This is a genomic window from Streptomyces sp. NPDC018263 (genome assembly GCF_055562575.1).
Genome location: NZ_JBVHFA010000007.1, coordinates 473,961 through 486,838 on the forward strand (window position 1 = coordinate 473,961; position 12,878 = coordinate 486,838).

Genomic DNA, 12,878 nt, shown 5'->3' on the forward strand with positions numbered 1-12,878 from the left:
TCCCTCAATTCACGGACGCCGTGGCGGCGCTGTCGACGGACGGTGGGGTCCTGCGGCCGGTACCGGCGGGCACCACCGCTGCCTCCGGCATCTCCACGGCGGGGTTGCCGCCCCAGCGCGCGTGCGCGGGGACCTCCTCGCCCTTCATGAGGAAGGAGTCGGGCGCCAGCCGCGCGCCGTCGCCCATCGTCACGCCGTAGTGCACATGCGAGCCGACGCCGAGCGTGCAGCCCGCGCCGAGCGTGCTGATGTCGGACTTGAACGTGCCGTCCTCCTGGGAGTGGCACTGCACCTTGCTGCCGGCGTTCAGGGTGCAGTCGTCGCCGATGACGGCGAGCGTGCGGTCCGTCATGTAGCAGCCGTCGTCGAACACCCTGCGGCCGACGCGGACACCCATCAGGCGCCAGACGAGGGCCTTGAAGGGGGTGCCGTTGTAGATGTTCAGATGCCGGTCCGGCACCTTCCACAGGCGCTCCTGCGCCCAGAAGGCCGGGTCGTAGATGGAGCACAGCATGGGGCGCAGCCGGCGGAAGCGGGTGAGGCAGCGCTCCAGCAGCACGTAGTAGAGCGTGGACAGGGCCAGCGTCAGCGCCATGTAGCTGGCGATCACCACGTGCCCGAGCACGCCGTACAGCTCCACCGTGGCCAGGCCCAGCAGGGTGAGGGCGAGGACGTGCAGCCAGCGCACGAACAGCATGAAGGCCATCGAGCGCAGGTTGTAGCGGTTCTTCCGGGCGAGGCCGCGGCGCAGCGCGTCACCGGACCTGTACTGGTCGAACCGGCTGTCGCGCTCCACCGACCTCGGGATCTCGAAGCACGGTGAACCGAGCAGCCCGACCCCCTCGCGGACCTCCCCGTCCAGCGGCACCATCACCTTGGTCGCCAGCAGGCAGTTCTCGCCGGTCCGGCCGCCGATGGGATAGGCGATGTTGTTGCCGAGGAAGTTGTGCGCCCCGATCGTCGTCCGCGACACCCGGAACGACGTGGCCGAGTAGTCCGCGTTGATCACGGACAGCCCGTCGGCCACCATCGTGCCGCTGCCCACCGTGACCAGCAGCGGGTTCTCGTGCTGCACCTCGGTGCCGAAGTTCGACCCGGTCTGCTCGACGTGCGAGAGGTCGTACCCGATACCGCGCAGGTAGTGCACGACGTACGAGCTGTCGCCGAAGAGCCAGGCGAAGAACTTGATGTTCGTCATCCGCGCGGTCGTCCGGTGCACCGCGTACCGGAACCCGTAGAGCGGGAACACCCGGTCCGGGGGGACCGCCAGGTTCAGCAGGCGCGGCAGGGTGCACAGCAGGGCGAGGCCCAGGACGACGAAGCCGACGAACAGCGCAAGGGACAGGGTCACCGCGTCGGTGACCAGCTCCCCGAGGGGGAGCGCCGCCTCGGGGTCGAGCCGTCGTCGGACCGCCGGCACCGCGTTGAACAGGATGTACATCCCGCCCACCCCGAGCGGGATGTACAGCAGGAACAACTGGAGCAGCGAGGCCAGTCCGAACCAGGCCCGGCGCCCGGTGCCGCACGGGGCGGGCGCGACCCGCAGATAGTCCACGTCGGTCGCCTGCGCGGGGGAGCCGTGCCGGTGCTCGCCGGCCGGGACCGACTGGCCGCGGTGCAACGACGACGAGTGCCCGAGCTGGGCGCCGTCGCCCATCGAGGTGTCGATGTCCAGGACGGTCTTCTCCCCGATGTACACGTCCCGGCCGATGCTGATCCGGCCGGTCTGGATGTACCCGGCGTGCGCCCGGTAGCCCAGGAAGAACGAGTCCTTGCGGATGACCGTGCCGGAGCCGATCGTCAGCAGGTCGGTGCAGACCGGTACCGAGTGGGAGAGGATCGTGACGCCCTTGCCGATCCGGGCGCCGAGCGCGCGCAGATAGAACACGTACAGCGGGTTCCCGATGAAGAGGATCATCGGATTGGCGTGGAGCAGTGCCTTGACGAGCCAGAAGCGCAGGTAGGCAAGGCCCCAGACCGGGAACTCGGCGGGTTTCCAGCGCCCGACGAGCATCCACTTGGCGATGACCGGAAACGCGCACAGGGCCACGAATCCGACACCGCCGAAGACCAGGGACCGCAGGTACACGTCCCACACGCCTGTGCCGGTGGCGACCCATTCGTAACCGGACGCTGTGGCGAAACCGGCGACCAGTGAATATCCCAGGAAGATCAGCAACTGGGCGGTGCCGCACAGGGTGTGGGAGAGCCCGCTCGCCCGCCGGACCGGCTCCGGCGGCATCACCAGGGTGGCGGGGGAGAGGGCCGCCGGGGAACCGGCCGGAGCCGGGGCGGACTCCGTGAGAGCCTCCGCCAGGGCGTGGACCGTGGGGTACCGGTAGATGTCCTTCATGGACGGGGAGGGCAGATCCTCCCGCTTCCGGACCCGTGCGCAGAATTGCGCCATGACCAGGGAATTGGCACCGAGATTCTCGAAGAAGTGCGCATCGGCCGGAACATTCTCCACACCCATGACACCGGCCAGGACATCGGCCAGCGCATCCGCCAGCCGCGTTTCGGTATCCCGCACCGCCGGGCCGCCGTCATGCCGCGCCACGAGGGTTTCGTCGTCCGTTCCTTCTATATGGACGTCCGAGGACTGTTCCACCATGTGATCTCCTGCGAGAACGTCTGGATCGCTGGCTCGGCCACGTGCTCTTCTCTGATCACGAACTGCTGAATCAGTTTCGGCCCGGCGCGGTCAGGCTGCCACTTCGAATCGATCAACCACGGGCCCGGCAGGGCCCCGGCGGGCCCGTGGTTTCTGGGCATCCGCAGGTGTTCGGCCCATCCGGGATCACCTGTTTGGCGGACCTTCCCGGCGCCGGCGCCGGTGGCGGGGCGCCCAGGGGTGTCGGATGCTGAACGGGCCGGATTCCGTCTGCGACACACCGCCCTGCCCGCGTAACAGCGCGGGCCGCCCACCGGGAGAGGCCATGGATCACAGCGCCGTCGCCAAGCACGACCTGAAGACCGAGCCGCAGTACATCGACGCGCCGATGACCGCCGCGGCCGCCTTCCTGGTGCTGACCATCAACGACGGCGAGGAGGCCATGGACAAGGCGCGGTCGGTGGTGGCGAGCATCGAGGACCTGATCAAGGACATCAAGATCCAGGTGAACACCGGAATCTTCACCTGCAATCTCGGTATCTCGCACCACGCCTGGGGCCCGCTCACCCGGAAACCGCTGCCGAAGGAACTCAAGCCCTTCCAGGAGATCCGGGGCGCCCAGCACACGGCGGTCGCCACCGAAGGTGATCTCCTGTACCACATCCGTGCCGATTCGGTCGATCTCGTCGTGGAATTCGAGAAGATCCTCCTGGAGGCATTCGGCGATTCCGTGACGGCCGTGGACGATGTCACCGGATTCCGTTACTACAACGGCCGCGACCTCCTGGAATTCGTGGACGGCACCGCCAACCCGATCGGCCTCTCCCTGCCCGCCTCCACCCTGGTCGGCGAGGAGGACCCGGCGTACGAGGGCGGCAGTTACGTCGTCATCCAGAAGTACCTGCACAACCTCAAGGGCTGGCGCGCCCAGACCACCGAGACGCAGGAACAGATCATCGGACGCACCAAGTTCGACAACATCGAACTCCCGGACGCCACCGAGGGCCAGAAGTCGCACAAGACCCTGTGCACCATCCAGGACGCCGAGGGCGAACACGACATCCTCCGCGACAACATGCCGTTCGCCACCCCCGGAAAGGGCGAGTACGGCACCTACTTCATCGGCTACTCCCGGCACCTGTGGGTCACCGAGAAGATGCTGGAGCGCATGTTCATCGGGGACCCGCCCCCGCTGCACGACCGCATCCTCGACTACTCACGGGCGGTCACCGGTGTCACCTTCTTCTGCCCCGCCCGGAAGTTCCTCGTCGACCTCGCGGACTGAAGGTCCGCTGACTGAATCGGGCGGGCCGGGACAGTCGCAGGGGTGAGGCGACTTTCTGGGAGGAAGCATGACGCTGGTGAAAGCGGGCGTGGTGGTGCTCGACTGTGCCGAGCCGGAGAAACTGGCCGCGTTCTACGAGGAGTTGCTGGACGGCGAACAGACCGTCGCCTCCGCCAACCTGGTGCAGATCCGGGGTGCGGACGGCTTCCGCATCGCCTTCCGCCGCGATGTCAACGCCACGCCCCCGAGCTGGCCCCGCCCGGAGAACTCCCTCCAGGCGCACCTCGAGTTCATGGTGGACGACCTGGACGGGGCCGAGCGGCGCATCGTCTCGCTCGGCGGCCGCCCCCTGGAGACACGGGACGCGGTGGGCCCGCACGAGGAGCGCAGCTACTCGGACCCGTCGGGCCACTCCTTCACGGTGCGGCTCACCGCGCCGACCGCCCCCAAGCAGGGCTGACCGCACACGAGGACCGGGGGTGGCGGGCATCGCATCGGCCCGCCACCCCCGGTCCTCGTGTGCTCAGTGTCTTCGTGTGCTCAGTCCCGGCCGCCCTTCTCGGACACCGGCCACACACCCGTCGACCGCTCGATGGCCTTGGCCCCCGTACGGTCCACGGCGCTGCGCACCACCGCGAAGATCGCGCCCTGCACGGCCGCCGCGAGCAGCACCTCGCCCCAGCCGCGGTCGCGGTCCAGCGCGTCGGGCGCGTCCTCCTCGTGCCGTATGGCCATCCACGCCTTGCGGAAGGCCAGCCCGGCCAGCGCACCGCCGGCCCAGCTCATCACGAAGCCGACCGGCTTGTAGGTGAGCGAGAGTTTCTTCTTCGTCCTGTTCTTCGCCATGTCACGCTTCTTCCTCGTCACGGCCTCCTCATGCAGGCAGACCTCGTGGTCCCACCCGCTCGTGCGGCGCCACGGGTCCCGGCGGGGTGCCGTCGCCGAACGGCCGGCCGCCCAGCTCCTCACGGTGGTGCGGGCTCAGCCAGCCGGAGAGGTCCGGGCCGAGCGGCACGATCCCGGTCGGGTTGATGCCGGAGTGCACCTGGTAGTAGTGCCGCTTGATGTGGTCGAAGTCGACGGTGTCCCCGAACCCCGGCGTCTGGAACAGGTCCCGCGCGTACGCCCACAGCACCGGGTTCTCCGTCAGCTTCCACAGATTGCACTTGAAGTGCCCGTGGTAGACCGGGTCGAAGCGGACCAGCGTGGTGAACAGCCGGATGTCCGCCTCGGTGATCGTGTCCCCGACCAGGTAGCGCTGTCCCGCCAGCCGCTCGGCCAGCGCCTCCAGCCGCCGGAACACCCCGGCGCACGCCTCCTCGTACTCCTCCTGGCTTGAGGCGAACCCGGCGCGGTACACCCCGTTGTTGACGTCCTCGTACACCTCCTCCATCACCTCGTCGATCTCGTCCCGCAGGTGCTCGGGGTAGAGGTCCGGGGCGCCCTCGCGGTGCAGATCCGTCCACTCGGTGGCCAGGTCCAGGGTGAGCTGCTGGTAGTCGTTGGTGACCAGCTCGCCGCTGGGCACGTCCACGATCGCGGGCACGCTCACCCCGCCGGGCGCGCCCGGCTCCCGCTTCTCGTACGCCTCGGCCAGGTACCGGATGCCGAGCACCGGGTCGCGGCCGCCGGGGTCCAGGGTGAACCGCCAGCTCCGGTCGTCCTGGACCGGATCGGTGACCGCCATGGGCAGCGCCCGCTCCAGCCCGAGCAGCCGGCGCGAGATCACCGCCCGGCTCGCCCATGGGCAGGCCCGCGAGACCACCAGCCGGTACCGGCCGGACTCCACCGGCCGGCCGTCCCGCCCGTCGGCGGTGATCCGGTCCGTGAAATGGCTCCTGGACCGCTTGAACTTCTTGTGGCCGTGGGCGCTGTTGCCGTCGCCACCCATGTCGCCTCCTCGCCGCACGGCTCGCACCGCACGCACTTCTGCCGGGCCCGTTTCGTTCCGCCTGACACGTTCCCCCTTTTCGGCATGGGACCGCCCCCGTTCCCGGAGGTGAGGGGAACGGGGGCGGTCGGTGAGGCGCGGTGAGTGCCTCCGGGTCGCTGCCGACGGCTAGCTGATGGACTTGATGGCGCCCCAGCCGCCGGTGCCGACCTCGATGCTCGGGCCGTCGATCGGGCCGTGGATGTCGGAACCGCCCTTGTAGAACTTCAGGGTGCCGTCGCCCGCGGTGGCCCACATGTCGGCGACACCGTTGCGGTCGGCGTCGGCGGCACCGGCGAGCAGCGGACGGTTGGTGACGGTGTAGCTGTGGCCGAACTCGGTGCGGTCACTGAACGTGCCGTTGGACTGGCCGAGGTAGCTGTACAGGATGCCGTCGCGGGTGTCCCGGGCGAGGAGGTCGACGCGGCCGTCCTTGTCGGCGTCGCCGGGGGCGGTCAGGGTCATGACGTTCCAGCCGCCGGAGCCGATGAGAAGGGGTGCGCCCACGGACGGTGTCGTGCCGGACGTACCCGCGTACCGGTACAGCTTGTCGTCGTAGGCCGCGAGCAGATCGGGCTTTCCATCGAGCGTGGTGTCGCCGATGCCGACGATGCGGGCGGTGGTGGGCAGCGTGCCGATCTTGATCGGCGAGGCGAGCGTGCCGTCGCCGCGGTTGGCGTAGACGCGCAGTTCACCGCCGACGACGGCGACGATGTCCTCCATGCCGTCGCCGTTCCAGTCGCCGCGGTGCGTCACCGACGCGCCGGCCCAGCCTCCGGAGCCGATCTGCACCCTCGAACCCAGAGCGCCGGTGCCGGTGCCCGGGTAGAGGAAGAGCTTCCCGGTGTTGTCGACGGCGACGAGGTCGGGCTTGTTGTCGCCGTTCAGGTCACCCGGCACCGGCGTGACGATGCCGGCGATCCAGGCGCGCACGTCGTCGACGCGTGTGGCGACGGCGCTCGTGCGCGTTTCGGTGGCGGGGGTCCCCAGGCAGCCGCCCTGCCACGACCTGCTGGCCACGCCGACCAGTTCCTGGGTCTGGCCGTTGGTGCGCAGCACCGGACCGCCGGCGTCACCCTGGCAGATCAGCGCGTCGCCTGTCGGGGTGAGGGCGATGTCCGACGAGCTGCCCCCGCTGGCGGTGAACGCGCCGGTGTGCAGGGTGTCGGGGACCCAGGTGGTCTTCGTCCGCCCGAAGCCGGCGGCCGTGACGGCCTCGTCGGCCGAGACCGGCGTGCTGGCCGGCGCGACCGGCTTCACGCCGGCGACTCCGGCGTTCAGCTTGACCAGGACGAGATCGCGGTCGGCCGCGGGCACCAGCTCGATCGCGGTGCGGACCGCGCCGGTCGACGTCTGGTTCAAGTCGGTGCGGCCGACGGTCACGGTGGTGGTGACGGCGGGCTTGCCCGCCGCGGGGTGACCGGCCGGGTCGAAGCACGAACCCGAGGTGAGGACCCAGCGCTGGGAGACGAGGACTCCGGAGCAGGCGCGGTCGGAGTCACCCACCACGATGCGGGCGGTGAAGTTCTGACTCGCGTCGGCGACCGGGCCTTCCAGCGCCTGGGCGGGGGAGCCGAGCAGGCTCAGCCCCACGGCCCCGATGAGGGCCGAGACCTGGGTGCTGCGTCTGAACTGAGACATATGCGGTTCTCCAGAGTGGTGAACAGAAAGGTGAAGAGCTGCGGGCCGTTTCCGTCCGCGACCTGGACCTCGGTCGGCTGCGCCGGGCGGAGATCGGTGACGGACCTCATGGCGTCGGCCTGGTTCTCGTACGGAATTCACGTGACCGTGGTGTCGTCCCGTTCGCGTTACTTGGCGGTCCGGATCTCCACGAGCATGTGGTCACGGCCCTTTCTTCACTCGACTCCAAGGAACCGACGTACGAGTAATCACACGCGCGGGCTTTTCGGGTGTGCCCGCACGGGGGGCATGAATGCCGTTTCGCCACGCCAATTGCGAATGATCTCCCCCGCGCCGATTAGATCTTCGGCTCCCGGCCGATGTCCATCAGGATAAATCGGGCCTACGTGTCAATGAGTATTAAACAAGGTCGTCGCCCAGCGACTATGGCGCATTTCCGTCAAGAATTCGGCAAGGTTTGATCGGTGGCCAGAAGGTTGTAGAGGATGTAATGACGGATTGAAAACGATCACATCTCGAAGGAATCACGACGTCGGCATCGGGTGGGTGGATCGAGGCCCCGAGTGCGCCCCTCGATCCCTGCAATTCCGTCTTAGCCCTTGAGGCGTGCGCGGTCGCCCATCACCACCATCGGGTGGTCGGCGGGGTCGAGGGTGCCCAGGAGGGTCTTGATACCGGCCTCCGGGACGGTCACACAGGCCGACGTGCCGTCACCGTGGTCCAGGTGCAGCCAGATGCCGCCGCCCTTCTCCACGCCCTCGGGCCGGCTCCAGTCATAGGGCGGGGTGCCCTTGAGCCGGTTGTAGTTGATGGCGATGACGTAGTCGAAGTCGTGCGCGTGCGCCTCGTCGTCCGGGTTTACCACCGATGCCGCGTACGCGTGGTCGTCGTACCAGTACGGCAGCTTCGTGCCGGGGCTGCGCAGGGTGCCGCCGGCGTCGGTGAGGGAGAAGACGCCCACGGGGGAGCGCTCGTCGTCGAGCTGATGGTCCGTCGTCCAGCCCCGGCGGCCGTTGTGTGAGGGCCAGCTCGCGGACTGCTTCCACTGGGCGCCCCGCTTCTCGTACAGCACGGTCGTGCCCTCGGCCGAGTCCCGGTCGTCGCCGTAGACGACCACCAGTTGCCGGGTGTCGTCCGGGATCTGCTGGCCCATCCGCTCCCCGACACCGGGGACGCCGGCGGGGGTCGCGGGGCGGGAGGAGCCGGACACGGCCGGGTTGCCGTTGCCCGCCGCGCCGCCCGAGCGGGCCTTGGTGCCCGTGTCCCCGCAGGCCGAGGTCGCCGCCAGCAGGACACCGCAGAGGGCCGCCGCGGATATGGCATGCCGGGCACCGCCGTGCCGTACGGAGCGGGGACAGGACGGGGTGTCAGTGGAGTTCCGCATGATCAGAATCCTGAGCCGCGAGCACCGGGCCGCGCATCCCGGACCGGCATCCGGGCTAAGCGCTACCGTTGCTCCCCATGACAGTCACCGGGACGGACATCACGGCGGACCTGATCCGCGATCTGCTGCGCGAGCAGCGCCCCGACCTGGCGGAACGCCCCCTGGAACTCGGCGCGCTCGGCTGGGACAACCAGGTGTGGCGGCTCGGCGACGACCTCGCCGTCCGTCTGCCCTGGGCCACCGAGTCGGCGGACGCGCTGCTGCGCAAGGAGCACGCCTGGCTCCCGCTCCTCGCCGACGGCCTGCCCCTCCCGGTTCCCGTCCCGCAGCACCTCGGTGAACCCTCCGCCCGTTTCCCGAGACCCTGGCTCGTCACCACGTGGGTACCGGGCGAGCCCGCCGACCGCGCCCCGGCGACCCGTCCCGACGAGGCGGCCGACGCCCTCGCCGCCTTCCTGACCGCCCTTCACCGCCCCGCCCCCGAGCAGGCACCGGCCGGCCGGGACCGAGGGGGCCTGCTGGCCGACTTCGCGGAAGCCTTCACCGGCTCGCTTGCCTGGGCCGCCGGGCTGGGCCTCGTCCCCAACCCCGACGCCGTCCGCGCGGTCTGGGAGGACGCGGCCGCCGCACCCGCCTGGACCGGCCCCCGTCTCTGGCTCCACGGCGACCTGCACCCCGCCAACGTCCTCACCAGCGACGGCACCTTCTCCGGCGTCATCGACTTCGGTGACCTCTTCGCCGGCGACCCCGCCTTCGACCTCGCCTCCGCCTGGATTCTCCTCCCGGACGGCGCCGTCGACCGCTTCCACGCCGCCTACCTCCCGTCCCCGGACCCCGCCACCCTCCGCCGCGCCCGCGGCTGGGCCATCCTCCGCGCCCTCGCCTGCCTCCGCATCGGCCACGCCGGCACGGAGGGCCGCCCCGGCGGCAAACCGACCTGGGGTCCCCCGGGCCAGGCGTCCCTGCGGCGGCTCACGGCGGCGGGCTGGGCCTGAGGCGGAAGGTGTTCCGATAGGCGCTGGGCGAGACCCCGAGCGCCTCCCGGAAGTGCAGCCGCATCGCCGTACCCGTGCCGTAGCCCGCGTCGGAGGCGACGCGGTCCACGGGGGCGTCGGTGCGTTCGAGGAGTTGTCGGGCGTGGTCGAGGCGCTGCTCGGCCAGCCAGCGCATCGGTGACGCGCCGGTCTCCAGACGGAAGCGGCGGCTGAGTGTGCGCGCGCTGACCCCGGCGCGCCGGGCGAGGTCGTCCAGGGTGAGCGGCTCGCCGATGTGCTCCAGCGCGTAGGCGCGGGCGGCCGCCGTGGGGGAGGGGTCGCGCTCCCGGGGCACGGGACGCTCGATGTACTGCGCCTGCCCGCCCTCCCGGTGCGGCGGTACGACGGTGTCGCGGGCGACCGCGTTGGCGACCTCCGCCCCGTGATCGCAGCGGATCATGTGCAGGCACAGGTCGACCCCGGCGGCCACCCCCGCCGAGGTGAGCACCCCGCCGTCGTCGGTGTACAGCACGCCGGGATCGACCTCCGCCTCCGGGTACAGGGCGGCCAGCTCGCGGCAGGACTTCCAGTGCGTGGTGGCCCGGCGCCCATCGAGATGCCCGGCGGCGGCCAGCACGAAGGCCCCCGTGCAGATCGACGCGAGCCGGGCTCCCTCGGGCACGAGCGCGAGCGCCCGCCGCACCTCGGGGTCGAGCCGCCCGCGCTCCTGCGGCCGGTAGTCCTCGACGGCGGCCGGGACGACGACGGTGTCCGCCTCCCGGAGGATCTCCGGCCCGTACGGGACCTGAATCCCGATGTCGGTGTCCGTCGCCACCACGCCCGGAACCGTCGCGCAGGTGCGCACCGAGTACAGCGGTCGCCCGTCGGCGTCGGTGGCAGTGGTGAACAGCCGGTGCACGATGCCGAGTTCCATCGGGATGAGCCCGGCTCGGACCAGCACGACCACCTCGTGCCGCTGCTCTCCGTCCATGACCGGATTCTTTCACTCGCTGTCCGGACGGCCAGTGGCGAGGGCGGTCGCGCGCGGCGAAGCATGGATGACCATGAGCGAGACAACTCAGGCCGTATCGAGCCCCGTTGCAGGTCACCGCGCCTGGTGGGTCGTGACCGTCACCGGTACCGCGATCGTCGTCGCGGGTGCCTGTTCCACCCTGCCGGGCGTCCTCCAGGGTCCATTGCGCGACGACTTCGGCTGGTCGCGCGGCTCCATCGGGCCGGCGGTGTCGGTGAACATGGTCCTCTACGGCCTTACCGCCCCCTACGCGGCAGCGCTGCTGGACCGGTTCGGCGTACGGCGCGTGGTGGCGGCCGCCCTGCTGGCGGTCGCGGCGGGGGCGGGGCTGGCGACCGCGATGACGGCCACCTGGCAGTTCACCCTGTTCTGGGGGCTCCTGGTCGGCGCGGGCACGGGGGCGCTGTCGATGACACTGGGGGCGGCGGTGACCGCTCGTTGGTTCACCCGCCACAGGGGCCTGGTCACCGGTGTGCTGTCCGCGGCGAGCGTGCTGGGCCAGATGGTGTTCCTGCCCGCCCTGTCCTGGATCATCGACCACCACCATTGGCGCGCCGCCCTGATCACCCTCACCCTCGCCGCGCTCGCGGTGATCCCTCTGGTGGTGCCCGTACTGCGCGACCATCCCGCCGACATCGGCCAACGCCCCTACGGCAGCGCGGTGTTCGCGACCAAGCCCGCGCCGGTGCCCGGTGCGGCCCGGCGCACCGTGACGGTACTGAGGGAGGCCGGACGGACCGCGCCGTTCTGGCTGCTGGCGGGCGCGTTCGCCGTCTGCGGGGCCTCCACGAACGGCATCATGTGGAGCCACTTCGCCCCGGCTGCCCACGATCACGGCATTCCGGTGACCACCGCGTCGGCGCTGCTGGCGGGAATCGGTGTGTTCAACGTGGCCGGGACGGTCGCCTCCGGCCGGCTCACCGACCGCCTGGACGCCCGCAGGCTCCTCGCCGTCTTCTTCACGCTGCGCGGACTGCTGCTGCTCACCCTCCCGCTGATCATGACCGCGACCGTACGGGCGCCCATGCTGGCCTTCGTGGTCCTCTTCGGGCTGCTGGACCTGGCCACCGTCCCTCCGGCCATCGCCCTGTGCCGCGTGGACTGGGGTGAGGACAGCGCCATCGTCTTCGGCTGGACCAACGCCGCCCATCAACTGGGCGCTGCGCTGGCCGCGTTCCTCGCCGGCGCGGCCCGCGACGCGTTCGGGACGTACGACCCGGTGTGGCTCGCCCTCGCGGGCGCCTGCGCGACGGCGGCCCTGCTGTCCCTGGCTGTCGAGCACTGAGCGCCTCGGTCGGGCAGACTGCCGCGAATGGACGACTCTCCCCCGGTGCGCCAGAACCCCGCTCCCGACCTGTACGGACGCCTGCGTGTGCAGTCCGCTGATCTGGCGCCCGCCCGCTGGCTCGCCCGGCGTTTCCTCGGGGCCGACCACTCCTGCACGGTGGCCGGTGTCGTCGTGCCGGGGTTCGATGCCTACGTCAGGATTCTGCACCCGGCGTCGCTGGAGGAGCGGCCGGTGCGGTGGCGGGACGTGGCTGAGGCTCTTGGGCGGGCGGTGGGGGCGCACGCCGGCTGGCACGAGGTGGCCGGGACGGAGCGGGACGTGCCCGGTGTGTGGGACGAGCATCCGTCGGAGGGGCCGACGCCGCCCGCTGTCGCCGAGGCGTTGATTCCCGTACTCGCCCGGCACACCCGTACCGCCGACCGGTGCTGGTTCGGGCTGTGGGAGGGGTACGGGCGGTGGGACTTCTCACGCTTCCCGACCTTCGGGACGCCGTACCGGGACGAGGTGCTCCTCGCGGGGACACTTCCGGACGCCGTGTCGCCGGTGGAGTGGGACGAGTTCGCGGAGTTGCCCGATCTGTGGTGGCCCCAGGACCGGGCCTGGTGCGTGGGTGGGGACGTGGACCTGGTCAGCACCTATGTGGGTGGCAGCGAGGCGCTGATCGGGGAGTTGCTGGCCGACGGCGAGCTGGAGACGCACCGCGTGGCGCCGGGCGACCCCGTGCACTGAAAG

General features: G+C 70.6%; 12 protein-coding genes. 6 read left to right on the forward strand and 6 right to left on the reverse strand.

The features are described 5' to 3' along the window. Positions 1 to 4: 4 nt before the first annotated feature. On the reverse strand, positions 5 to 2,473 hold the full coding sequence (locus ACZ3HQ_RS22690) for a Pls/PosA family non-ribosomal peptide synthetase (protein ID WP_467513562.1): 2,469 nt from the start codon (positions 2,471 to 2,473) through the stop codon (positions 5 to 7). On the opposite strand from ACZ3HQ_RS22690, the gene ACZ3HQ_RS22695 reads away from it, so the two are divergent. The 3 genes from ACZ3HQ_RS22695 (at position 2,399) to ACZ3HQ_RS22705 (ending at position 4,356) form a co-directional block, all read left to right on the forward strand. Continuing rightward, a complete protein-coding gene (locus ACZ3HQ_RS22695) occupies positions 2,399 to 2,680 on the forward strand; it encodes a hypothetical protein (RefSeq protein WP_467513568.1) in 282 nt (93 codons plus the stop codon). The genes ACZ3HQ_RS22690 and ACZ3HQ_RS22695 overlap by 75 nt on opposite strands. 256 nt (positions 2,681 to 2,936) lie before the next feature. After that, positions 2,937 to 3,896 carry a Dyp-type peroxidase gene (locus ACZ3HQ_RS22700; protein WP_467513476.1) on the forward strand — a complete coding sequence of 320 codons (960 nt, stop codon included), beginning with the start codon at positions 2,937 to 2,939 and terminating at the stop codon, positions 3,894 to 3,896. Between the two features lie 67 nt (positions 3,897 to 3,963). Then, positions 3,964 to 4,356 (forward strand): VOC family protein, encoded by a 393-nt coding sequence (locus ACZ3HQ_RS22705; protein WP_467513477.1) that lies wholly within the window; start codon positions 3,964 to 3,966, stop codon positions 4,354 to 4,356. Positions 4,357 to 4,436: 80 nt separating this feature from the next. On the opposite strand, the gene ACZ3HQ_RS22710 is transcribed toward ACZ3HQ_RS22705, so the two are convergent. The 4 genes from ACZ3HQ_RS22710 to ACZ3HQ_RS22725 form a co-directional block, all read right to left on the reverse strand. Next, on the reverse strand, positions 4,437 to 4,742 hold the full coding sequence (locus ACZ3HQ_RS22710; RefSeq protein WP_467513479.1) for a DUF4235 domain-containing protein: 306 nt from the start codon (positions 4,740 to 4,742) through the stop codon (positions 4,437 to 4,439). Between the two features lie 28 nt (positions 4,743 to 4,770). Further along, positions 4,771 to 5,787: a glutathione S-transferase family protein gene (locus ACZ3HQ_RS22715; protein ID WP_467513481.1), complete on the reverse strand. Its 1,017-nt coding sequence runs from the start codon at positions 5,785 to 5,787 to the stop codon at positions 4,771 to 4,773. A 168-nt stretch (positions 5,788 to 5,955) separates the two neighbouring features. Then, positions 5,956 to 7,467: an FG-GAP-like repeat-containing protein gene (locus ACZ3HQ_RS22720; RefSeq protein ID WP_467513483.1), complete on the reverse strand. Its 1,512-nt coding sequence runs from the start codon at positions 7,465 to 7,467 to the stop codon at positions 5,956 to 5,958. A gap of 592 nt (positions 7,468 to 8,059) precedes the next feature. Further along, a complete protein-coding gene (locus ACZ3HQ_RS22725; RefSeq protein ID WP_467513485.1) occupies positions 8,060 to 8,851 on the reverse strand; it encodes a hypothetical protein in 792 nt (263 codons plus the stop codon). A 77-nt stretch (positions 8,852 to 8,928) separates the two neighbouring features. Between ACZ3HQ_RS22725 and ACZ3HQ_RS22730 the strand changes: the two genes are divergently transcribed. Next, positions 8,929 to 9,846, forward strand: coding sequence for an aminoglycoside phosphotransferase family protein (locus ACZ3HQ_RS22730; protein WP_467513487.1), 918 nt, complete (start codon positions 8,929 to 8,931; stop codon positions 9,844 to 9,846). Here ACZ3HQ_RS22730 and ACZ3HQ_RS22735 read toward each other — a convergent pair. After that, positions 9,824 to 10,816 carry a GlxA family transcriptional regulator gene (locus ACZ3HQ_RS22735; RefSeq protein WP_467513489.1) on the reverse strand — a complete coding sequence of 331 codons (993 nt, stop codon included), beginning with the start codon at positions 10,814 to 10,816 and terminating at the stop codon, positions 9,824 to 9,826. The two genes, ACZ3HQ_RS22730 and ACZ3HQ_RS22735, sit on opposite strands and share 23 nt — an antisense overlap. 67 nt (positions 10,817 to 10,883) lie before the next feature. Between ACZ3HQ_RS22735 and ACZ3HQ_RS22740 the strand changes: the two genes are divergently transcribed. Both ACZ3HQ_RS22740 and ACZ3HQ_RS22745 read left to right on the forward strand, forming a co-directional pair. Further along, positions 10,884 to 12,143, forward strand: a complete 1,260-nt coding sequence (locus ACZ3HQ_RS22740) for an MFS transporter (RefSeq protein ID WP_467513491.1) — start codon at positions 10,884 to 10,886, stop codon at positions 12,141 to 12,143. A gap of 27 nt (positions 12,144 to 12,170) precedes the next feature. Next, complete coding sequence (locus ACZ3HQ_RS22745; RefSeq protein WP_467513493.1) at positions 12,171 to 12,875, forward strand: hypothetical protein; 705 nt, start codon at positions 12,171 to 12,173, stop codon at positions 12,873 to 12,875. Positions 12,876 to 12,878 lie beyond the last annotated feature (3 nt).

Bases quoted from the DNA above. Each gene is read 5' to 3' on its own strand.
- ACZ3HQ_RS22690 (WP_467513562.1), bottom strand. From the start codon at position 2,473: ATGGGTGTGGAGAATGTTCCGGCCGATGCGCACTTCTTCGAGAATCTC.
- ACZ3HQ_RS22740 (WP_467513491.1), top strand. From the start codon at position 10,884: ATGACCATGAGCGAGACAACTCAGGCCGTATCGAGCCCCGTTGCAGGT.
- ACZ3HQ_RS22710 (WP_467513479.1), bottom strand. From the start codon at position 4,742: ATGGCGAAGAACAGGACGAAGAAGAAACTCTCGCTCACCTACAAGCCG.
- ACZ3HQ_RS22700 (WP_467513476.1), top strand. From the start codon at position 2,937: ATGGATCACAGCGCCGTCGCCAAGCACGACCTGAAGACCGAGCCGCAG.
- ACZ3HQ_RS22720 (WP_467513483.1), bottom strand. From the start codon at position 7,467: ATGTCTCAGTTCAGACGCAGCACCCAGGTCTCGGCCCTCATCGGGGCC.
- ACZ3HQ_RS22735 (WP_467513489.1), bottom strand. From the start codon at position 10,816: ATGGACGGAGAGCAGCGGCACGAGGTGGTCGTGCTGGTCCGAGCCGGG.
- ACZ3HQ_RS22745 (WP_467513493.1), top strand. From the start codon at position 12,171: ATGGACGACTCTCCCCCGGTGCGCCAGAACCCCGCTCCCGACCTGTAC.
- ACZ3HQ_RS22725 (WP_467513485.1), bottom strand. From the start codon at position 8,851: ATGCGGAACTCCACTGACACCCCGTCCTGTCCCCGCTCCGTACGGCAC.
- ACZ3HQ_RS22730 (WP_467513487.1), top strand. From the start codon at position 8,929: ATGACAGTCACCGGGACGGACATCACGGCGGACCTGATCCGCGATCTG.
- ACZ3HQ_RS22715 (WP_467513481.1), bottom strand. From the start codon at position 5,787: ATGGGTGGCGACGGCAACAGCGCCCACGGCCACAAGAAGTTCAAGCGG.
- ACZ3HQ_RS22705 (WP_467513477.1), top strand. From the start codon at position 3,964: ATGACGCTGGTGAAAGCGGGCGTGGTGGTGCTCGACTGTGCCGAGCCG.